The following is a 19922-nucleotide window of genomic DNA, read 5'->3' on the forward strand; positions in this document are numbered from 1 at the left end:
ATCGTCATGGCCGGCTCCGTCACGGCAGGATGGGGAGCATGACCGCACAGCGTCGCATGGCCGAGCGCACAGAACTTCGCGTCGACGAGTGGGAGCCGACCCGGCGGACGCTGCACATGTGGCTGCAGATCGTGGGCAAGATCCGCATGATCAACGCCGATCCCGTGAACCACTGGTGGCACGTGACCCTGCACGTCTCGCCGCGCGGACTCACGACCGGCCCGGTCGTCGACGCCGCCGGCGTCTTCGAGATCGAGTTCGACCTCCTCCATGATGTCCTCGTCGTCCGCCGCCAGGACGGCCGTTCGGAGTCGATCGCCCTCGCCGACACGACGGTGGCGGACTTCTACGCCGCGCTTCTCGCGATCTGCGCGCGACTCGACATCGACGCCCGCATCCACGCCGCCCCGAACAAGGTCGACCGTGCGATCCCCTTCGCGGACGACACGATCCATCACGTTTACGACCCGGATCACGCACGGGCGTTCTGGCGCCAGCTCGTGGACGTGCAGAGGGGCCTCTCCGCGTACCGCGGTGGTTTCCGCGGCAAGTCGAGCCCCGTGCACTTCTTCTGGGGCGCGATGGATCTCGCCGTGACCCGATTCTCGGGACGACCGGCGCCCGCCCACCCCGGCGGCGTGCCGAACTGCCCGGATTCGGTCATGGTCGAGAGCTACTCGGCGGAACTCGCGAGCGCCGGATTCTGGCCCGGCGCAGGGGAGGAAGGCGCCTACTACGCCTACCGCTATCCCGACCGCCCGGGATACCGCGACGCCCCGGTACCGCCCGGCGCTTACTGGGACGACACGCTCCGCGAGTTCATCCTGCCGTACGAGACGGTGCGCCGATCGAGCGACCCCGACGCCCTCGTGAAGCAGTTCCTCACGGCGACTTTCGACGCCGCGCAGGGCGACGATCGCTGGGGCTGAGGCCCCGCTCACCGGTGGATGAACCGAAGCGCGACACGGGCACTTCCGCCGCCGTTCCGGTCCCCCTATGCTCTGGCTTATCGGAACATGGTCGGCAGACGGGAGCAGGCCCGTGCGCCGGTCCGACGCGGGGGGAGACCGATGACCGGGCGCAGGACGAGACTCACGGCCATCCTCATCGTCGCGCTGTTCGCACCGGGGGTCGTGAGCTGCGCGTCGCCGTCGACGATGGCCGAGCCGGCCGGAGGCCCATCGTCGACGGAGACGACAGAGACGCCGGCGGGCCCGGACCCCGAGTCGCAGGCGCAGGCCCAGGCCTGGCTCGACGCCGCCGTCGTGCCGCCCGGGGCGGAGCCGACACCCGGCGCCCCCGCGAGCTTCAACTCGTTCACCGGCTGGGTCTGCCAGCCCGTCGCCGAGCTGGAGGGGTACTGGACGGTCCCCGGCATGTCGGTCACGGCGGCGACCAACTGGCTGATCACGAACCCGACAGCCGATCTCGTCACGACAGCGGGGGAGCCGTGGCCGGAGGACCAGGACGTCGACGGGGCCTCCGTCGGCTACATCCCGGCGGACGGAACGCACCAGGGCATCGTCTACACCGTGGTGAAGATGCCCGGTGGCAGTGCGATCCGCGCCGAGGTCGCCGCTCTCAGCGAGAACGCCGTCTGCCCCACGCCACCCGACGGCGGAGAGTGGGGCCTGCCGGGGCAGGGCTGACGCGCTGCCACCGCGCCGCCCCGGCCATCTCGCGTGGCGCTCCGCCCTGGCTCGCTGCGCTCGTCGGGACGGGCGGGGGTGTCCATCTGGCAGGATCGGGGCGTGACTTCGACTCTCCCCTCCCTCGACGGCCTCGTGTTCAAGATGATCTCCTCGACGACCTCGACGGTCGATCCCGATGCGCCGAGCGTGTTCCGCTACTTCGAGCGCGACGGCATCATCTGGGGCGATTACACCGGTGACACGGTCACCATCGGCCGCTTCGTCGGCACGCGGAACGACGACGTCATCTGGGTCTCGTTCGTCCACGTCCTCGTGGCCGACGGGTCCGTCGTCACGGGCGACGGCGAGAGCACGATCGAGCGCACCGAAGAGGGTCTGCTGCGCCTCGTCGAGGACTACGAGATGCACGGAGCCCCGCAGCTCAGTGTCTGCGTCGAGGTCCCGGCGGCGTAATCGGCGCGCGCGAGCTCGAACTCAGCCGCGGGCCGCCATCGCGTCGCGGCCCGCGGCCGCCGGCGTCCAGCGGGTCATGCCGAGTCGCGACGTCTCCGGGCGCTCGGGGATGTCGGTCGGTAGGACGAACGGCTTCCGCACGACCTCGTCGAGGACGACGACGCTCACGACCGTGCGCACCTCGGGGAGCATCGCGATGACCCCGGTCGCGAACTCGTGAACGCCGCCGACGTCGGTCGCGCGGATGAGGACCATCGCATCGTGCTCGCCCGTCGTGATGACGCAGTACTCGACGTCGGGCATCGCGACGACCTTCTCCCGGAAGGGCACCCACGATTGCGGGTGGACCGTGACGAAGACGAGGGCGCAGATCGACAGTCCTGCCCGCGCCGGATCGACTCGGGCGGAGAAGCCCGTGATGACGCCGTCGCGCACGAGCGCCTCGACCCGGCTGTACGCGCTGGCCCGCGAAATGCCGACCAGATCGGCGAGGGCCGCGATCGAGATGCGACCGTTATCCCGCAGGACGGTGAGGATCTTATAGCTCACGTCGTCGAGCGGCACATTTCGTCCAGCCGAGGCATCGACTTCCGAGGGCTTGCTGGACATTCTGCTCTCCGATCGGAGTATCGACTCAGTGACGTACCGGGTCGAGGCGGGATGGCTGGACAGATCGTCACCGCCCATGCCAATCTGATCACGGTCGTCCACAGCACTCAAGACCCACTTCCCGATTCGTCTCCCTTGGAGTTCACATGAACGCTCCGCGCCGTCTTGCACCCCTCGCCCTCGGCACAGCCGCTCTCTTCCTCCTCGCCGGCTGCTCCGGAGGCAACTCCGCGAACACCGACGACGCCGAGCAGAGCGGAGGCTCGCTCGTCATCGACACCGCCTTCTCGATCGAGACCACCGACCCCGGCCACACCTACGACCCGACCGGCAACATGGTCGCGAAGGCCCTCTACGAGACCCTCGTCGACTTCGAGGGCTCGGACGTCACGACTCCCGTTCCGGGCCTCGCCTCGTGGGAGCAGAACGACGACGCGACCGAGTTCACCTTCACGCTCGAGGACGGCCGCACGTTCTCGGACGGCAGCGAGATCACGGCAGACGACGTCGTGTTCTCCCTCCAGCGCATCCAGGGCATGGTCGAGGCGAAGCCGAACTTCCTCCTCGCGGGCCTCACGATCACGAAGGTCGACGACAGCACCGTCACGATCGCGAGCGAGACGCCGCTCCTGCAGCTCCCCGCGATCCTCGCGAACCCCGCGCTCGGCATCGTGAACGCCGACGTCGTGCAGGAGAACGGCGGCACGACCGACGGCTCCGACTCCGCTCAGGGCTTCCTGGACGGCGAGTCCGCCGGATCCGGCCCGTTCGTCCTCGACACGCTCGACCTCACCTCGCAGGTCGTCCTCACGAAGAACCCGGAGTACACGGGTGACGAGGAGCCGGCGTACGACCGCGTCGTCATCCGCAACGTCACGGAGAGTGCCACGCAGCTCATCAACCTCCAGGGCGGCGACACGATGGTCGCGATGGATCTCAACGGCGACCAGGTCGAGGGCCTCGAGGACGGCTTCTCGGTGGACTCCGTCCCGTCCGGCCAGACGATCTTCCTGCTGCTGAACCAGTCCCCCGATGTCGCGGGCGACCTCGCGAACGTGGACCTCTCCGAGGCCGTCCGCTACGCCCTCGACTACGACGCGCTCCTCGAACTCGCGGGCGCGGGCGCCACGCAGGCGACGGGCGTCATCCCCACGGGCTTCGAGGGAGCCCTCGAGGAGGGCGTGACGCAGGACATCGACCGTGCGAAGGAAGCCCTCGAAGCGTCCGGCTACGACGGGCAGACCCTCCGCCTGCAGTTCCCGAACGACTACCCCGTCGGCGGCGTGGAGTTCACGCCCCTCGCTGAGCGCATCCAGTCGCAGCTCGCCGAGATCGGCTTGAACGTCGAACTCGCGCCGGCACCGTTCGCGACCGAGCTCGACGCCTACGTCGGCGGCACCGAGGGCTTCGGCCTCTGGTTCTGGGGCCCGGACTACGCGGACTCCGCGAACTTCCTCCCCTTCGCTCCGGGCCTCAAGGTCGGCCTGCGCGCCGGCTGGGACGCCGCCGCGAACACGGAGATCGCCGACCTCGCGGCAGCCGCCGCGAGCGCGACCGACGTCGACGAGCGCACCGCGGACTTCACGGCCTTCGCCGAGGCCATGCAGGAGTCCGGCCCCTTCGTTCCGCTCATCGTCCCGGGCCGCAACATCGCGACCGCCGACACCGTGACGGGCGCCGTCTACAACTCCGTGTGGGACGTCGACATCGCCGAGATCACTCCCGCCGGCTGACCGGCGTGAGCACGGGAACCACGAGCGCCGGCACGGCCGGCCCACGGACACGGACGCGCCGGGCGAGGTCACCCCTCGCCCGGTACCTCCTCCGTCGGGCCGGCACGTCCGTGCTCCTGCTCATCGGGGTCACGATCGTGACGTTCACCCTCACGAACCTCGTGCCGGGCGACCCCGTCTCGGCGGCTCTCGGTGAGGGTGCGGCCCAGAATCCCGAGACGCGCGAGGCCTTCATCCGGTCCCGCGGACTCGACCAGCCGTTCGTCGTGCAGTACTTCCTGTACATGGGAAACCTGCTGCGCGGCGACCTCGGGACGTCCCTCGTGACGGGACGCGCGGTCACGACGGACCTCGCGACCGCCGTCCCCGCGACGGTCGAGATCGCGATCGCCGCGATCGTCGTGAGCCTCGCGGTGAGCATCGTGCTCGGCACCCTCGCGGCGTACCGCCGCGGCCTCGTCGCCGACCAGGTCGTCCGCGTCGTGACCCTCGTGGGATTGAGCGTCCCGACCTTCTGGCTCGCCCTCGTGAGCTTCTACCTGTTCTTCCTGCAGTTGCGGATCGCGCCCGGCTCCGGCCGCATCTCGCCGTCCATCACGCCGCCACCGCGCGTGACCGGTTTCTACACGATCGACTACCTGCTGAACGGCGACGGCGTGGGCTTCCTCGACGCGGCCGCCCACCTCGCGCTCCCCGTGCTCGTGCTCTCGCTCGTGACGATCGGTCTCCTGACCCGCTTCATCCGCACGTCCGTCCTCGAGGTGCTCGCGAGCGACTACGTGCGGGCGGCTCGAGCGAAGGGCGTGAGCGGCGCGCGCGTCGTGCTCGACTACGTGCTCCGCGGCGCCTCGCTCCCGATTCTCACGGTCGTCGGCGTCGCCTTCGGCGCTCTGCTCTCGGGCACCGTGCTCGTCGAGTCGGTCTTCTCGTGGCCGGGTCTCGGGACGTACGCGTACAACTCCGCGTCGAACCTCGATCTGCCCGGCATCATGGGCGTCGGCCTCGTCGTCGGCGTCATCTACCTCGTCATCAACTTCATCGTCGACCTCCTCTACGGGGTGCTCGACCCGAGAGTGAGGCTCGCATGAGCGCCGAGCGCGGCACCGGCAACCGCACGGACGTCCTCGCGGCGGGCTGGCGGACGCGATTGCGGTGGCCTCGGGCCTGGCGGTCTCCGCTCGGCATCCTCGGAGCCGTCATCGCGGTCGCGTGGGTGCTCGTGGCCTTCACCGCGTCGTGGTGGGTTCCCTTCGAACCGAACGCCCAGGTCCTGCCTCGCCTGCAGGAACCCGGTGTCGACACGCTCCTCGGAACCGACGGCACGGGTCGCGACATCTTCTCCCGGCTCATGACGGGCGCGACGGTCACGATCCCGCTCGCCCTCATGCTCGTCGTCGCCGCGATGGTGATCGGCACGGTCGTGGGTGCCGTCGCCGGTTACTTCGGGCGTTGGATCGACGAGACGCTCATGCGCATCACCGACCTCGTCATGGCGTTCCCGACGGTCATCCTCGCGATGGTCGTCGCCGCGTCGCTCGGCCCGTCGCTCTTCAACGCCGTCATCGCGGCCATCGTCGTCTCATGGCCCCAGTACGCCCGCGTCACACGCAGCCTCGTACTCGGTCTGCGCGGCCAGAACTACGTGATCGCCGGCCGCCTGCTCGGTCGGTCGCCGCTCAAGAGCCTCACCGTCGACATCCTCCCGAACATCGTCGGGCCGATGCTCGTGCTCGCGACCCTCGACATCGGTGCCGCCATCCTGCTGCTCTCGGGGCTGTCGTTCCTCGGCCTCGGTGCGCAGCCGCCGACCGCGGAGTGGGGGTCGATGATCTCCTCGGCGATCCAGAACTTCGACGCGTGGTGGCTCGGGGTGTTCCCGGGACTCGCGATCCTCACGGTCGTGGCGGCGTTCAACTTCCTCGGCGACGCGCTCCGCGACATCCTCGACCCCACGGCCGAGGTCGCGCGGGAGAACCAGGCCGATCGCACGTCCTCGGCGACGGGAGCTGCGGCATGACCGGCGTCCTCACGATCGACGAGTTGACCGTCGACATCGGCCGCCCCCTCGTGAAGGGCGTCTCCCTCGATCTGCACCCGGGCCGCATCCACGGGCTCGCGGGTGAATCGGGCTCGGGCAAGACCCTCACGTCCCTCGCCGTCCTGGGGCTGCTGCCCAGACAGGCCACGACCGGAGGGTCGGTCCGACTCGGCGACACCGAGCTCCTCAGGATGGGCCGTCGCGAGCTCAATCGCATCCGCGGGCGCCGCATCGCCATGGTCTTCCAGGACCCGTCGTCGGCCCTGCATCCGCAGCTCACGGTGGGCCATCAGCTCACGGATCACGTCCGCACGCATCTCGGACTGAACCGCTCCGACGCGCGCGATCACGCCGTGGAGATGCTCGAGCGGGTCGCCGTGCCGAACGCCGCCGACGCCCTCGGGCGGTATCCGCACCAGTTCTCGGGCGGGCAGCGGCAGCGCATCTGCATCGCGATCGCCCTTGCGTGCGACCCCGACGTGCTGCTCGCGGACGAGCCGACGACCGCGCTCGACGTGACCGTGCAGGCCGGCATCCTCCAGTTGCTGCGCGACCTCGCGACGGAACGCGAGCTCGCGGTCCTGCTCGTGACGCACGACCTCGGAGTCATGAGCGCGATCGCCGACGACGTCGCCGTCATGCGCGACGGCCGCATCGTCGAGGCGGCCGATCGGGCCACGATCTTCGCCGCCCCGCAGCACGACTACACACGCGGACTGCTCGCGGCCCTGCCCGGATCGCGACTCGAGACCGGAACACACCTCGAGGAGGACGGCGCATGACCGAACGAATCGTCCTCGACGCACGCGACCTCGTCGTGCGCTACCCGGGTTCTCCGCCCGTCGTCGCCGTCGACGGCGTCTCGTTCACCATTGCGGCGGGAGAGACCGTCGCGCTCGTGGGCGAGAGCGGGAGCGGCAAGTCGAGCGTCGCGCGCGCCGTCGCCGGAATCGACCGACCCGCCGAGGGGAACGTGCGGTTCGACGAGGGACCCGTCGAACCGCTCGGCGTCCGGCGGCGGGCCCGCTCGCTCACGGCGATCCAGATGGTGTTCCAGGACCCGTCGACGTCCCTCAACCCGCGGCGGCGCGTCGGCGACCAGGTCGCCGACGGCATCGCGGCGGCGCGGGCGCGCGGCCTCGAGGGCTCACGTCCCGAGGAGTGGTTCGAGCGCGTCGGCCTCGATCCGTCGTGGGTCTCGCGCTTCCCGCACCAGTTCTCGGGCGGACAGAAGCAGCGCATCGCGATCGCGCGGGCGCTCGCGGCCCGACCGCACCTGCTCGTCGCCGACGAGCCCATCTCGGCCCTCGACGCCTCGACGCAGTCGAGCGTCGCGGCGCTCATGCGCGATCTCGTCGCCGAGCTGGGTGCCGGCATGCTCTTCATCTCACACGACCTCGCGGTCGTGCAGCGCATCGCCGACCGGACCCTCGTCATGTACGCGGGCCGTGTCATGGAGTCGGGAGACACCGCGAAGCTGTGGGCGGACCCGCAGCACCCCTACACGCGTGCGCTGCTCGCGGCGATCCCGAAGCCCGACGGGACGGGACGGATCCCCGCCGCACCGACGCTCGATGATCGCGCGTCCTGGACGACGGTGCCGCCGATCACCGACTGATCAGCCGTCGCCCGGTGCCGCGTCAGCGAGTGCGCGAGCGGCGGGCGCGCGCGGCGCGGAACGCGTGCCACGCGCCCGTCGACCAGAGCGCCCACAGGATGAGGACGGGCTGGAACGGCAGCCGGGCGAGGCGCGCGGCGTCGGTCGACAGACCGAAGGCGTCGACCCTGTTGACGTACTGGGCGATGTTGCCGGGGAAGATCGCGACGAAGAAGGCGGCGACGACCCAGCCCACGAGGGTGCGCTTACGCTTCACGAAGAGCAGCGCCGTTCCGAGCGTGATCTCGGCGACGCCCGAGGCGAGTACCGTCGTGTCCTCGCTGAGCGGGACGAAGTCCGGCACTTGGGCCGTGAACTCCTCGCGCGCGAACGTGAGGTGGCTGATGCCCGCGAAGGCGAGGAACGAGCCGAGCACGATGCGCCCCGCCGTCCGCCTCTTGCGGGACCCGCTCGAGATCTCGACCGATCGGCCGCCCGCGTTCCTTGCGCTCATGTGCACCTCCGGGGACAGCCTAGGTCGGCCTGTCTCCCCTCACCGGCCCTTGCGGTCGGTCGATCAGGACCCGTTGCACCCAGACAGCGACGTTCACGACGATTCCTCGGTCTGAGTCACTCAGCGCGGAGAGGTCACACGCGGACAGACACCACTGCTTCAGCTGGTCCTCCGCACTGTTCGCTGCCGCCTACCCGAACCCACTCGGGTGCTACGGGGGTGTCCTTGATCCGTGAACCGTCAGCCCTGAGGGTTCGGACCGTGACCTCGCTCAAATCCAGCATGTCCGTCGAGAACGTCCAGGTGTCCGCTGTCTGGTCGACGAGTGCGATCAGCGAGAGGGGGTCGCCACGCTCCATGTCCGAGCGGGGGGCACAGCCCTCGGCTGTGCACAACCGAACTTCTGCGACGTCCCCCACTTCCCCGTCGATCCGGACCACGAGGGTGTTGTTCCAGCCGATCGCCGGACACGCCGTTTCAAGTGGAGAGGCGCACCCGGTCAGCGCAAGCGCAATAGCGACACCTGCGCTGAACACGCCGGGCGGAACGGGCAGCGTCCAAGATCGGCCTTCTCGAACGTCCGAGCTCCACACGGACTGATTACATCACGGAGCGCCCCGCGACTCCCGCGATCGAGACCAAATTGGAATGGCTCTTCCCGGGACGCCGATAGGCCAACCGCGAGAGTTTCGCCTCCGCTCGGCATCCCTCGCGCAGACCTTCTGAGGACCGCGTCAACCGATGATGGGTCGCTCCTCTGGAACGTCATAGAGCAGATTGCGCTGGCGCACAGCGAGTGCAGCCGCGAGACCGGCCGGACCGATACGTCCCGCGACCATGAGAGCACTTAAGACGCACTTCCCGAAGGGCGGGAGTTCTTCGCTGAGTCCGACCGATAGTCCGCACGTGGCGAAGGCCGAGATGACCTCGAAGAGGATGCGGTCGAGCGGGGTGTCCGTGACGAGCATGAGGAGAGCCGTCGCGGAGAGGACGAGCGTGGCCCCGAGGAACGTGACGCTGATCGCGAGTCGGAGCGTGCCGTCCGGGATGGTGCGGTTCGCGACGCGAACGTGCCGGTCGCCCCGGGCTTCAGCGATGATGGCGAGGAACAGCACGGCGAGCGTCGCCACCTTGATGCCGCCGGCCGTTGACGCCGACCCACCGCCGACGAACATCAGGGCGTCCGTGGCGAGAAGCGTCGCCGGGTGCGACGCACCGGTGTCCGTGAGGGCAAAGCCGCCTGAGCGCATCATGACGGAGGCGAACAACGAGTGGAAGATCTTGTCGCCCACGCCCAAGCCCCCCACGGTGTCGTCATTCGACCACTCGAGCGCGCCCCAGATGATCGCTCCCACGACGAGCAGGATCGTCGTCACCGCGAGCGTCAACTTCGTGTGCAGCGTCCACCGAGCCCGATCCAGCCGTGCGTGATGATCGTGAGGAAGACCGGGAAGCCGAAGCTGCCGACGAAGACGCCGATCATGATCGGAGTGAGGATCCACAAGTCGGGCCCGTACGCGGCGAGGCCCCCGACGTTCGATGCGAATCCCGCGTTGTTGAAGGCTGACACTGCGTAGAAGACTCCGTGCCAGAGTCCCTCCCACCATGTGTCGTCCACGATCATGAATCGGGGGACGAGCACGGCGGCGAGTGCACCCTCGATAGCGAGTGTCGTCAGGACGACGATGCGCAGCAGGCTCCCGACCTCGCCGAGACCGGAGGATCCGATGCTCTGCTGAGCGAAGACCTTGCTCTTCACTCCCAGGCGGCGACTCACCGCGCGCGCGAGGAGCAGCGCGATCGTGACGATGCCGAGCCCGCCGGTCTGAATCGCCGCGAGGATGATGAGCTGCCCGAGGAACGACCAATGCGTCGCAGTGTCCACGGTGACGAGACCGGTGACGGTGACGGCCGAGACCGCGGTGAACATCGCATCGTGCAGGGCCGTGGAGCGGCCGTCTGCTGACGCAGCGGGTAGCGTGAGGAGACCCGTGAACAGAACGGCTGCGAGGACGAACACGAGGGCCGCTGTTCGAGCGGGCGTCCGCTTGGCGGCGTCGCCGATCCAGGACGTCACGCGACGCGCCAGCGAACGTGGTCGCACGTCGAGCGACGGGCGGATCGTGCGGGGCGAAAACGACATCATCGGGCTCCGTTTTCCGTAGGCGCGCTGGACACACGCCGACCAGACTTCCCGGCTCACCTCCGCACAGCATAGTCAGGCCCGGCCGCGTCGACACCCAGACGGTCGCTCGTCGGCCCCGCACCAACGAAGATCGCGATTCGGTCGCTGAGCCCTTCGACGTTCCTCGTGACCGGGATCAGCGGGCGGCGTCGCGGTCGCGGCGGGCATAGGCGGCGAGGAGCGTGCGCTCCGACTGGATGAGGTACGCGTCGAGCTCGTCGGCCGCGTCGCCCGAGCGGCCCTCCTCGTGGGCGCGGAGCACGCTCGCGTTGCGGTCGACGTACGGAGCGTGGAGGTACTCCGGGTCGTCGATGATGCCGAAGGCGAGCCGGAGCTCCGCCGAGACGTTCGCGTACACGCGGTCGAGTCGAGCACTGTCGGCGAGCGACACGATCGCCCGGTGGAACTCCATGTTGGCCGTGCCGACGGCGGCCCAGTCCCCCGCGGCACGTGCGGCGAGCGCCGCCTCGACCGCGGATGCGAGCTGCCGTCCGGCCGGGTGGCGCGGCGGCGCGGCGCGCATCGCCTGCACCTCGATCATGCGCCGCACCCGGTAGATGTCGATGATCGACGCGAGCGACGGCACCGCCACGATGACGCCGGCATGCGGGCGTCGGACGAGCAGCCCCTCCTGCGTCAGCATCCGGAACGCCTCACGGAGCGTGTTGCGGGAGACACCGAGTGCGTCGCCGAGCGCCTGCTCCGAGAGCCGCGACCCCGGAGTGAACTGCCCGGAGATGATCGACGACCGGATGTCGGCCGCCGCTTTCTCGGCGCGGTCAAGCACCTCGTCATCGTCAGGCCGTTGGGTCACAATCGTGAGCCTACCGGCCGGAGACTCCCGCGTATCAGGGGACGAAACATCGACGTAACGAATTCTTTACACGAAAGATCGTTCAACAACTTCCCTCCGAGTGTTCGACAGTCCTAGTCTGGGTCGCACCCCCGGCCGGCATGCTCCCGTCCCACTCGGCCACCTCGGAACCACCTCTTTCGAACAGGATCTGGACCCATGACCGAATCGACCACCCCGGCGCCCGCGTCGCCGGACGAGCTCAAGGCCTTCGCGAAGTCGCGTCGCCGCTCCCTGCTCGGCGCCCTCTTCCTCATGGCCACCTCGGCCATCGGCCCGGGCTTCATCACGCAGACGGCGACGTTCACCGCGCAGCTCGGTGCGGCATTCGCGTTCGGCATCCTCGCGTCGGTCCTCATCGACCTCGCCGTGCAGCTCAACATCTGGCGCATGGTGACGGTGACCGGCAAGCGCGCGAGCGTGCTGGCGAACGAGGCGCTCCGCGGCAGCGGCTACGTGCTCGCCGTCCTCATCGTGCTCGGCGGGCTCGTCTTCAACATCGGCAACATCGCGGGAGCGGGGCTCGGTCTCAACACGCTCTTCGGCCTCGACCCGAAGATCGGTGGTGTCATCAGCGCGGCCATCGCGATCGCGATCTTCCTCGTGAAGCGCGCCGGCGTCGTGATCGACCGCGTCGTCATCGTCGCGGGACTTGCGATGATCGTCCTCACCGTGATCGTCGCGATCATCTCGCAGCCGCCGATCGGCGACGCTCTCCGTCAGACCGTGTGGCCGAACGAGATCAACTTCGCGACCATCACGACGATCGTCGGCGGCACCGTCGGCGGCTACATCACGTACGCCGGCGCCCACAAGCTGCTCGATTCCGGCACGGCAGGTCCGGAGCACATCAAGGAGGTCAACCGCGCGGCGCTCAACGGCATCCTCGTCACCGGCCTCATGCGGTACGTGCTCTTCCTCGCGATCCTCGGCGTCGTCGCGAGCGGCGTCGTGCTCGACGTCACCGCCAACCCCGGCGCCCAGGCGTTCGAAGCCGCGGCCGGCGAGGCGGGTCTGCGCATCTTCGGAGCGATCTTCTGGATCGCCGCCATCACGAGCGTCATCGGCGCCGCGTACACGTCGGTGTCGTTCCTGCCGGTCTTCTCGGCGAAGATCACGGGTCGCGTCGCCGACTACTGGACCGTCGGCTTCATCCTGCTCTCGCTCGCCGTCTACCTCTCCATCGGCACGGCGCCGGCCACGCTGCTCGTCTTCGTCGGCGGGCTCAACGGCCTCATCCTCCCCATCGGTCTCACGCTCTTCATGTTCATCGGATGGTTCCGCCCCCGCGTGCTCGGTGGGTACCGTTACCCGAAGTGGCTGCTGATCATCGGCTCGATCGCGGTGGTTGTGACGTGGTACATGGCCGTCAACGCCGTGGGCCCGATCTTCGCGCTCATCGCGGGCTGACGCCCGCGTCGGTACGCCACACCCCATCGCACCAGGACTCCGGAGGACACCATGACCGTCGACCTCAACAGCGACCTCGGCGAGAGCTTCGGCCGCTGGACCCTCGGTGACGACGCCCGCATGCTCGACATCGTCTCGAGCGCCAACATCGCGTGCGGCTTCCACGCGGGCGACCCCGTGGGGATCCGGGAGACGGTACGCGGGGCCGTCGCGGCCGGTGTGACGATCGGCGCGCACGTCGGCTACCGCGACCTCGCGGGCTTCGGACGCCGGAACATGGACGTCGCGAGCGCCGAGCTCGTGGCCGACGTGATCTACCAGATCGGCGCTCTGCAGGGCATCGCGCGAGCGGACGGCGGCGAGGTCACCTACGTGAAGCCGCACGGCGCGCTCTACAACACCATCGTGCACGACGAGCGGCAGGCGCGAGACGTCGTCGAGGCCGTCGCCGCCGTCGATGCTCGCCTCGTGATCCTCGGGCTGCCGGGCAGCGCCGTGCTGCGGATCGCGGAAGAGCGGGGTTTGCCGACCGCGACGGAGGCCTTCGCCGATCGCGCCTACACGCCCGAGGGCACTCTCGTGTCGCGCCGTGAAGCCGGCGCCGTGCTCCACGACGCCGACGACATCGCCCGACGCATGGTGACCCTCGTGACGGAGGGCACCGTGACCGCGATCGACGGCAGCGTCGTCTCGGTGCGGGCCGATTCGCTGTGCGTCCACGGTGACAGCCCGGGCGCGACCGACATGGCGGCCCGCGTGCGCGCGGCCCTCACCGAGGCCGGGATCGGCATCGAGGCGTTCGCGCCCGAGCTCGGCGGCGCACGCCCGGCCACGTCGGAGGGAACGGAGCAGCAGGGTCTCGCCGCCCTGGATGTCAAGGATGCCGGAGCGGCACCGCTCGGAGGCGTCGGGCGCTCGTGAGCGTGCGCGTCCTACCTGTCCGCGACGATGCGGTCCTCGTCGAGCTCGCCGATCTCGACGAGACCCTCGCGCTCGTCGCGTCGCTCGAGGCCGATCCGGTCGCGGGCGTCGTCGACGTGGTGCCCGGCGCCCGCACGCTGCTCGTCGCGTTCCGGCCCTCGGCCGTGTCGGCGGAAGCGCTCGCGCGCGACGTGAGATCGCGCCCGCTCGACGCCCTCGCCGCGCGCGAGGCCACGCTCCGCCGCATCCCTGTCCGTTACGACGGCGAGGACCTGTCCGCTGTCGCCGAGCTGCTCGGTGTCGCGGCCGATGAGGTCGTACGCCGGCACGCGGACGCGGAGTACGCCGTCGCGTTCGTCGGCTTCGCACCGGGGTTCGCGTACCTCACGGGAGGCGATCCGCTTCTCGACGTGCCCCGACGGTCGTCGCCGCGGACGCGCATCCCCGCCGGTTCGGTCGCACTCGCGGGCACCTACAGCGGCGTGTACCCCCGCGAGAGCCCGGGCGGCTGGCAGCTCATCGGGACGACGGACCTGCCGATGTGGGACCTCGCGCGGGAGCGCCCGGCGTTCCTCGAGCCCGGCGATCGCGTGCGCTTCGACCTCGTGGGAACCGAGAGGGCATCGGTGTCGGTGGCGGCGACCGCGACCGACAGCGGCGAGAACGCGGCGGCGAAGGCGCGCGAGGACGACGACGTCGCGGGCTTCGTCGGGCTCGAGGTCCTGAAGGCGGGACTCCAGACGACGTTCCAGGATCTCGGGCGCACCGGCTTCACGAGCATGGGCGTCTCGGCGTCCGGCGCCCTCGACCCGGTGTCGTTGCGCGCGGCCGACCGGCTCGTGGGGAACGACACGACCGAAGCGACCCTCGAGGTCGTCGTCGGGGGACTCGAGCTGCGGGCACACGGACCCCAGGTCGTCGCCGTCACGGGCGCAGCCGTCCCCCTCACGCTCGTCCGGCGCGACGGCTCGCGACGCTCAGCGCCCCTGCACACCGCCATCGCGCTCGACGACGGCGACGAACTTCAGCTCGGAATGGCAACCGCCGGCGTGCGAGCGTACCTCGCCGTCCGCGGCGGCTTCGCGGAGGAGCCCGTCCTCGGCAGCCTCGCGACGGACGCACTCTCGGCCGTCGGCCCCGCGCCCGTGACGGCCGGGCGGCTCCTCGGCGTGCGGCCCACCGTCGGCGCCCCCTCCGTGATGGTCGAGTCGGCCCCCGCCCGCGCGCTGCCGCGAGCGGGCGAGGAGACCGTGCTCGATGTCGTGCTCGGTCCTCGCACCGATTGGCTGAGCGCCGACGCGGTCTCCGCCCTCACCGGACAGGTATGGGACGTCACCCCGCAGTCGAACCGCGTCGGCGTCCGCCTCGCCGGGACCCCGATCGAGCGCGAACGCACGGACGAGCTGCCGAGCGAGGGGTGCGTCGCCGGTGCCCTCCAGATCCCTCCGAACGGCCAGCCCGTGCTCTTCCTCGCCGACCACCCCCTCACGGGCGGCTACCCCGTGATCGGGGCTGTCGTCGCCGACCAGGTCCCGCTCGCCGGGCAGCTCCCGGTGGGATCGCGCGTGCGCTTCCGTGTCGTCGGGCCGTTCCACGAGATCGGCGGGCCCGCGGAAGCGGCCGACGGCGGGAGCGACCCGAGAAGCGACACGAATCCCGAGCACGACGAGCCCGAGCAAGCAGGAACGGACCACCGATGAACGCCCACGCCCCCCAGAAGGTCCTCATAGCGAATCGCGGCGAGATCGCCGTCCGCATCGCGAGGGCCTGCGCCGATCACGGCTACGCCTCCGTCGCCGTGTACGCCGACGGCGACGCAGACGCGCTACACGTCCGCCTCGCGGATGAGGCGTACGGCCTCGACGGCGTCACCGCCGCGGAGACCTACCTCGACGCCGAGAAGGTCCTCGCGGCCGCGCTCGCCTCGGGCGCGACCCTCGTGCACCCGGGCTACGGCTTCCTGAGCGAGAGCGCGGACTTCGCTCGAGCGGTGCGCGATGCGGGTCTCACGTGGGTCGGTCCGAGTCCCGAGAGCATCGAACTCCTCGGTGACAAGATCTCGGCGCGGCGACTCGCGGAGTCGGTCGGGGCGCCGCTCATCGCCGGCACCACGGATCCTGTCGCCGACCCGTCCGAGGCCGTCGCCTTCGCGGAGGAGCATGGTCTGCCGATCGCGATCAAGGCGGCGTTCGGCGGCGGCGGTCGTGGGATGCGCGTCGCGCGACGCCTCGACGAGGTCGCCGAGCTGTTCGAGGCCGCCGGCCGCGAGGCCGTCGCAGCCTTCGGTCGCGGTGAGTGCTTCGTCGAGCGCTACCTCGAGCGACCCCGGCACGTGGAGGCGCAGGTCCTCGCGGACGACCACGGCAACGTCGTCGTCCTCGGCACGCGCGACTGCTCGCTCCAGCGCCGCAGTCAGAAGCTCGTGGAGGAGGCGCCGGCGCCGTTCCTCACCGACGAGCAGCGCGAGCGTGTGCACACCGCGGCCCGCGATATCTGCGCGGCCGCCGATTATCGAGGCGCGGCGACAGTCGAGTTTCTCCTCGGCGTCGACGGCCTGCTCTCCTTCCTCGAGGTGAACACGCGACTTCAGGTGGAGCACCCCGTCACCGAGGAGACGACGGGCGTCGACATCGTCGGTGAGCAGTTGCGCATCGCGGCGGGACTGCCGCTCTCGATCACCGAGACACCAGCGGCGCGCGGGCACTCCTTGGAGTTCCGCATCAACGCCGAGGATCCGGCGCGCGGCTTCCTCCCCGTTCCCGGCACGATCTCCGTGTTCGCGCCGCCGACGGGTCCGGGCGTGCGGCTCGACACGGGCGTGGAGTCGGGCTCCGCCGTGTCCGGGAACTTCGACTCGATGATGGCCAAGCTCATCGTCACGGGGGTCGATCGGGACGCCGCGCTCACGCGGGCACGGCGAGCGCTCCGCGAGTTCCGCATCGAGGGTGTCGCCTCGGTCCTGCCGTTCCACCGGGCCGTGCTCGACGACGCCGAATTCACCGCCCAGGACGGCTTCGCCGTACACACGCAATGGATCGAGACGACGTTCGCGGACCGCACGCCGCCGCAAGCGCTCGCGGAGGAGCCGGTCGGGCCCGACGTCGTCTCCTCCTGGATCGAGGTCGACGGCCAGCGGTTGAGCCTGCGGCTGCCCTCGTCGCTCGCGGGTGCCGTCGCGCTCGGTGGCGGGACGGCTTCCGGCTCGGCTTCCGCCTCCACCGCGGGAACGAGTCCGTCCGCTGCTGCCGCCGACGGCGACGTCCTCGCACCGATGGCCGGCACCCTCGTGCGATGGGCCGTCGAGGACGGCGCCGCCGTGGAGAAGGGCGACACGATCGCGGTCATCGAGGCCATGAAGATGGAGACGACGGTCACAGCTCCCGTCGCCGGCACCGCCGAGCTCGCGGACGACGCCCCGTCTCCCGGCGACCCCGTCTCCCCCACCACGGTTCTCGCGCGGATCACCACCGCCTGAGGACGTTGCGGTGCCCTGATCGGACGGTCGTCGGTCAGACCTCCGGGATGATGACGGGCTCCGTGCGACCCGACGCGGCCGAACGCGCCGCCGCCTCCATCAGCGCGAGACTCCCCAGGTTTCCGGCTCCGGACGTCTCGGGCGCGGTGCCCGAAGCGATCGACCGCGCGAAGTGCTGCAGCCCGGCGGACCGCCCGTAGAGCGGCATGTCTTCGAGATCGACCGCGACGGGCTCGCCTCCGGGGCGACGGAGCGACACCCTGTCACCGTCGGGGTTGTCACCGAGCCGGCTGGTGAACTCGATCTGCCCCTTCTCCCCGTCGATCGCCCATTCCCCCGCCCACGCCGTCGGCGCGCCACGGCTCACCCAGCTGCCGCGGTAGCTCACCACGAGACCCGACTCCATCTCGATGACGATGACGGCGGAGGCCTCCTCGTCGTAGCGGCTGAAGGACGGATCGCCCACCTTCGCGTAGACGCTCACGGCCTCCTGACCGGTCGTCTTGCGGAGCAGGTCGAAGTGGTGGATCGCCATGTCGTTGATGAGCGGGTGCGGGAAGCGGTAGTGCCGGTGCGTCGTCTTCGGAGCGTCGTTGTCCCACTGGCGGAAGTCGATGTTGATCGCCGAGATCTCGCCGATCTCGCCGGCTGCCAGCAATCGCTGCACCGCGCGCGGCGCCGGATAGAAGCGGTAGTTCTGGCTGACCTGCAGGACCAGATTCTTCTCCGCGGCCCGGCGCACCGCGACGGCGGCCTCCTCGACGGTGTTGGCGAAGGGCTTCTCCACGAGCACGTGCTTCCCGGCATCGAGCGCCTCGAGGGCGAGCGGCACGTGGGTCACGGCCGGTGCGGTGATGACGACGGCATCGGCGGAGACGCCGTCGAGCGCCTCGGCGAGCGACGCGAAGTCCGGCAGATCCGGGCGCTTCATCGCCGTGAGGACGTCCGCTCGGGTTTTCGCGTCGATGTCGACGACCGCGACGACGTCGACGTCCGGCACCCGCGGGATGGCGAGCCGGGCCCAGTTGCCTCCCCAACCACCGAGGCCGACATGGATGACGTTGAGTGGCACGAAGAAGCTCCTGTGATTCGGCGGCTGCAGTACCCCGACAGACTGCTCCTGACCGCCCGTGCGGTCGGCATCGAGGCCGCGTCGTCCACGCTAACACCGGAGCGACGACCACCGATCGCGTCGGAGCACGGGCGCCGAGCACGCGCCAGCACCCCTCCCCTATCCTGAGCACATGGCAGGACGGGCGCGCGCGACGATGAAGGATGTCGCCGCGCTCGCGGGAGTCTCTCCGAAAACCGTGTCGAATGTCGTCACCGGCACGGTCTTCGTGCGGCCCGAGACCGTCGAGCGTGTCGAGGCCGCGATGACGGAGCTCCATTTCGTCCCCAACCTCAGCGCTCGGGGCCTGCGCAACGGGCGGTCAGGCACGATCGCGGTCGCGCTGCCCGACCTCGCGACCCCCTACTCGGCCGAACTCCTGCACGACCTGGTCGAGGTGGCCCACGAGCGGGGCCTCGCCGTGCAGGTCGAGGAGACGGGCGCCGAGCCCGGTCGGGAGGTCGAGCTGCTCTCGCGCGCGCGGGCGCACCTGATCGACGGGCTGATCCTCAACCCCATCCGCGTGGAGGACAGCGCCGTCGAGTACGCCGACCACCTTCCGCCCGTCGTGCTCATCGGCGAGGTCGAGCAGCGCGTCACGGATCACGTCATCGTGGACAGCCGCGCCGCGTCTCGCGACATCACGCGGCACGTCATCTCGCGCGGGGCGCGACGGATCGCGGCGATCGGCGGCGACGAGAATCCCGAGAAGGAGACGGCCGCGAGCCGGCTGCGCCTCGACGGCTACCGTGACGCTCTCCGCGATGCCGGCATCGAGCCGGATCCGCGGCTCGAGATCAACCCGCTCCCCTGGACCACCCCCTCGGCGGCCGCCGCCGTCGACGGCCTCATCGCGAGCGGCGTGGAGTTCGACGCCGTCGTGGCCTTCACGGACACGCTCGCCCTCGGCGTCCTGCACAGCCTCGCCACTCATGGAAAGCGTGTCCCCGACGACGTCCTCGTCACCGGTTTCGACGATGTCGAGATGGCGCGGTTCTCGAGTCCCGCCCTCACGACGATCGGCTTCGACCTGCGCCGGGTCGCGGAGGAGGCGCTGTCGCTCCTCAACCGGCGGATGACGGAGCGCACGGCCCCCGCGCGCTCCGTCACCGTGCCCTACGAGTTGATCGTCCGGGCGAGCACCGGCGACTGAGACGCCTTCATCGAGTCAGGCGCGGCCCTGCAGGATCAGGTTCCAGTAGACCCACGGCAGCACGTACCGGTCGGCGATGAAGGTCCCTCGGTTCTCCTTCGCGAGGCCCGGCCAGAACGGGATGGACGGCTTCGGCCGGTAGCGGTCGTCGAACTCCGCGAGCACCACGCTCGACCGGGAAACCGTGAACGGGCACACCGAGCCCGTGAGCGGGCGGC

Annotated in this window: 19 protein-coding genes and 1 pseudogene; 13 read left to right on the plus strand and 7 right to left on the minus strand. The window is 70.1% G+C overall.

The window, feature by feature from the left end; genetic code table 11:
- Positions 1 to 38 precede the first annotated feature (38 nt).
- The 3 genes from ELQ90_RS15980 (at position 39) to ELQ90_RS15990 (ending at position 2105) form a co-directional block, all read left to right on the plus strand.
- On the plus strand, positions 39 to 929 hold the full coding sequence (locus ELQ90_RS15980; protein WP_208020696.1) for a DUF5996 family protein: 891 nt from the start codon (positions 39 to 41) through the stop codon (positions 927 to 929).
- Positions 930 to 1070: 141 nt separating this feature from the next.
- Entirely contained in the window at positions 1071 to 1649 is a 579-nt protein-coding gene (locus ELQ90_RS15985) for a hypothetical protein (RefSeq protein WP_128496306.1), read from the plus strand.
- Between the two features lie 102 nt (positions 1650 to 1751).
- Positions 1752 to 2105 (plus strand): avidin-fold protein, encoded by a 354-nt coding sequence (locus tag ELQ90_RS15990; protein WP_243696228.1) that lies wholly within the window; start codon positions 1752 to 1754, stop codon positions 2103 to 2105.
- Positions 2106 to 2126: 21 nt separating this feature from the next.
- Here ELQ90_RS15990 and ELQ90_RS15995 read toward each other — a convergent pair whose 3' ends face one another.
- A complete protein-coding gene (locus tag ELQ90_RS15995; protein ID WP_243696229.1) occupies positions 2127 to 2654 on the minus strand; it encodes an Lrp/AsnC family transcriptional regulator in 528 nt (175 codons plus the stop codon).
- Between the two features lie 206 nt (positions 2655 to 2860).
- Here ELQ90_RS15995 and ELQ90_RS16000 point away from each other — a divergent pair, with 206 nt between their 5' ends.
- From ELQ90_RS16000 to ELQ90_RS16020, 5 genes are read left to right on the plus strand one after another with little or no spacing between them, the layout of a single operon-like run.
- Positions 2861 to 4447, plus strand: a complete 1587-nt coding sequence (locus ELQ90_RS16000; protein WP_128496308.1) for an ABC transporter substrate-binding protein — start codon at positions 2861 to 2863, stop codon at positions 4445 to 4447.
- A 5-nt stretch (positions 4448 to 4452) separates the two neighbouring features.
- A complete protein-coding gene (locus ELQ90_RS16005) occupies positions 4453 to 5535 on the plus strand; it encodes an ABC transporter permease (RefSeq protein WP_128496309.1) in 1083 nt (360 codons plus the stop codon).
- Positions 5532 to 6464 carry an ABC transporter permease gene (locus ELQ90_RS16010; protein ID WP_128496310.1) on the plus strand — a complete coding sequence of 311 codons (933 nt, stop codon included), beginning with the start codon at positions 5532 to 5534 and terminating at the stop codon, positions 6462 to 6464. The genes ELQ90_RS16005 and ELQ90_RS16010 overlap by 4 nt, the downstream gene beginning before the upstream one ends.
- Positions 6461 to 7267, plus strand: coding sequence for an ABC transporter ATP-binding protein (locus ELQ90_RS16015; RefSeq protein WP_128496311.1), 807 nt, complete (start codon positions 6461 to 6463; stop codon positions 7265 to 7267). The genes ELQ90_RS16010 and ELQ90_RS16015 overlap by 4 nt, the downstream gene beginning before the upstream one ends.
- Positions 7264 to 8103 (plus strand): ABC transporter ATP-binding protein, encoded by an 840-nt coding sequence (locus ELQ90_RS16020; protein ID WP_128496312.1) that lies wholly within the window; start codon positions 7264 to 7266, stop codon positions 8101 to 8103. The genes ELQ90_RS16015 and ELQ90_RS16020 overlap by 4 nt, the downstream gene beginning before the upstream one ends.
- A gap of 22 nt (positions 8104 to 8125) precedes the next feature.
- Here ELQ90_RS16020 and ELQ90_RS16025 read toward each other — a convergent pair whose 3' ends face one another.
- The 4 genes from ELQ90_RS16025 to ELQ90_RS16035 all read right to left on the minus strand — a co-directional run bounded on the left by ELQ90_RS16025 (position 8126) and on the right by ELQ90_RS16035 (position 11595).
- On the minus strand, positions 8126 to 8596 hold the full coding sequence (locus ELQ90_RS16025) for a DoxX family protein (RefSeq protein WP_128496313.1): 471 nt from the start codon (positions 8594 to 8596) through the stop codon (positions 8126 to 8128).
- 734 nt (positions 8597 to 9330) lie between these two features.
- The gene (locus ELQ90_RS17245; RefSeq protein ID WP_341810340.1) at positions 9331 to 9972 is read right to left on the minus strand and encodes a potassium transporter TrkG; all 642 of its coding nucleotides are present in this window, start codon (positions 9970 to 9972) and stop codon (positions 9331 to 9333) included.
- Between the two features lie 8 nt (positions 9973 to 9980).
- Positions 9981 to 10673, minus strand: a complete 693-nt coding sequence (locus tag ELQ90_RS17250) for a potassium transporter TrkG (RefSeq protein ID WP_341810341.1) — start codon at positions 10671 to 10673, stop codon at positions 9981 to 9983.
- A gap of 244 nt (positions 10674 to 10917) precedes the next feature.
- Positions 10918 to 11595: a GntR family transcriptional regulator gene (locus tag ELQ90_RS16035; RefSeq protein ID WP_243696230.1), complete on the minus strand. Its 678-nt coding sequence runs from the start codon at positions 11593 to 11595 to the stop codon at positions 10918 to 10920.
- Positions 11596 to 11793: 198 nt separating this feature from the next.
- On the opposite strand from ELQ90_RS16035, the gene ELQ90_RS16040 reads away from it, so the two are divergent.
- Genes ELQ90_RS16040 through ELQ90_RS16055 form a run of 4 tightly spaced genes read left to right on the plus strand, consistent with a single transcriptional unit; the run spans position 11794 to position 17440 of the window.
- Positions 11794 to 13044 (plus strand): NRAMP family divalent metal transporter, encoded by a 1251-nt coding sequence (locus ELQ90_RS16040; RefSeq protein ID WP_128496314.1) that lies wholly within the window; start codon positions 11794 to 11796, stop codon positions 13042 to 13044.
- A 51-nt stretch (positions 13045 to 13095) separates the two neighbouring features.
- Positions 13096 to 13965, plus strand: coding sequence for a LamB/YcsF family protein (locus ELQ90_RS16045; RefSeq protein ID WP_128496315.1), 870 nt, complete (start codon positions 13096 to 13098; stop codon positions 13963 to 13965).
- Positions 13962 to 15665, plus strand: a complete 1704-nt coding sequence (locus ELQ90_RS16050) for a 5-oxoprolinase subunit B/C family protein (protein ID WP_341810342.1) — start codon at positions 13962 to 13964, stop codon at positions 15663 to 15665. Before ELQ90_RS16045 ends, ELQ90_RS16050 begins: the two co-directional genes overlap by 4 nt.
- Positions 15662 to 17440, plus strand: coding sequence for an acetyl/propionyl/methylcrotonyl-CoA carboxylase subunit alpha (locus tag ELQ90_RS16055; protein WP_128496316.1), 1779 nt, complete (start codon positions 15662 to 15664; stop codon positions 17438 to 17440). Before ELQ90_RS16050 ends, ELQ90_RS16055 begins: the two co-directional genes overlap by 4 nt.
- 34 nt (positions 17441 to 17474) lie before the next feature.
- Here the strand turns inward: ELQ90_RS16055 and ELQ90_RS16060 are convergent, their stop codons facing one another.
- Positions 17475 to 18512, minus strand: a complete 1038-nt coding sequence (locus tag ELQ90_RS16060; RefSeq protein ID WP_128496317.1) for a Gfo/Idh/MocA family protein — start codon at positions 18510 to 18512, stop codon at positions 17475 to 17477.
- A 172-nt stretch (positions 18513 to 18684) separates the two neighbouring features.
- Here ELQ90_RS16060 and ELQ90_RS16065 point away from each other — a divergent pair, with 172 nt between their 5' ends.
- Positions 18685 to 19704, plus strand: a complete 1020-nt coding sequence (locus ELQ90_RS16065) for a LacI family DNA-binding transcriptional regulator (protein WP_128496318.1) — start codon at positions 18685 to 18687, stop codon at positions 19702 to 19704.
- 15 nt (positions 19705 to 19719) lie between these two features.
- Here ELQ90_RS16065 and ELQ90_RS16070 read toward each other — a convergent pair.
- A pseudogene (locus ELQ90_RS16070) lies at positions 19720 to 19905 on the minus strand (pyridine nucleotide-disulfide oxidoreductase); the annotation flags it as partial.
- Positions 19906 to 19922 lie beyond the last annotated feature (17 nt).

Origin of the sequence: Labedella phragmitis (genome assembly GCF_004078635.1) — a bacterium.
In the GTDB taxonomy this organism is placed as follows: Bacteria; Actinomycetota; Actinomycetes; order Actinomycetales; family Microbacteriaceae; genus Labedella; species Labedella phragmitis.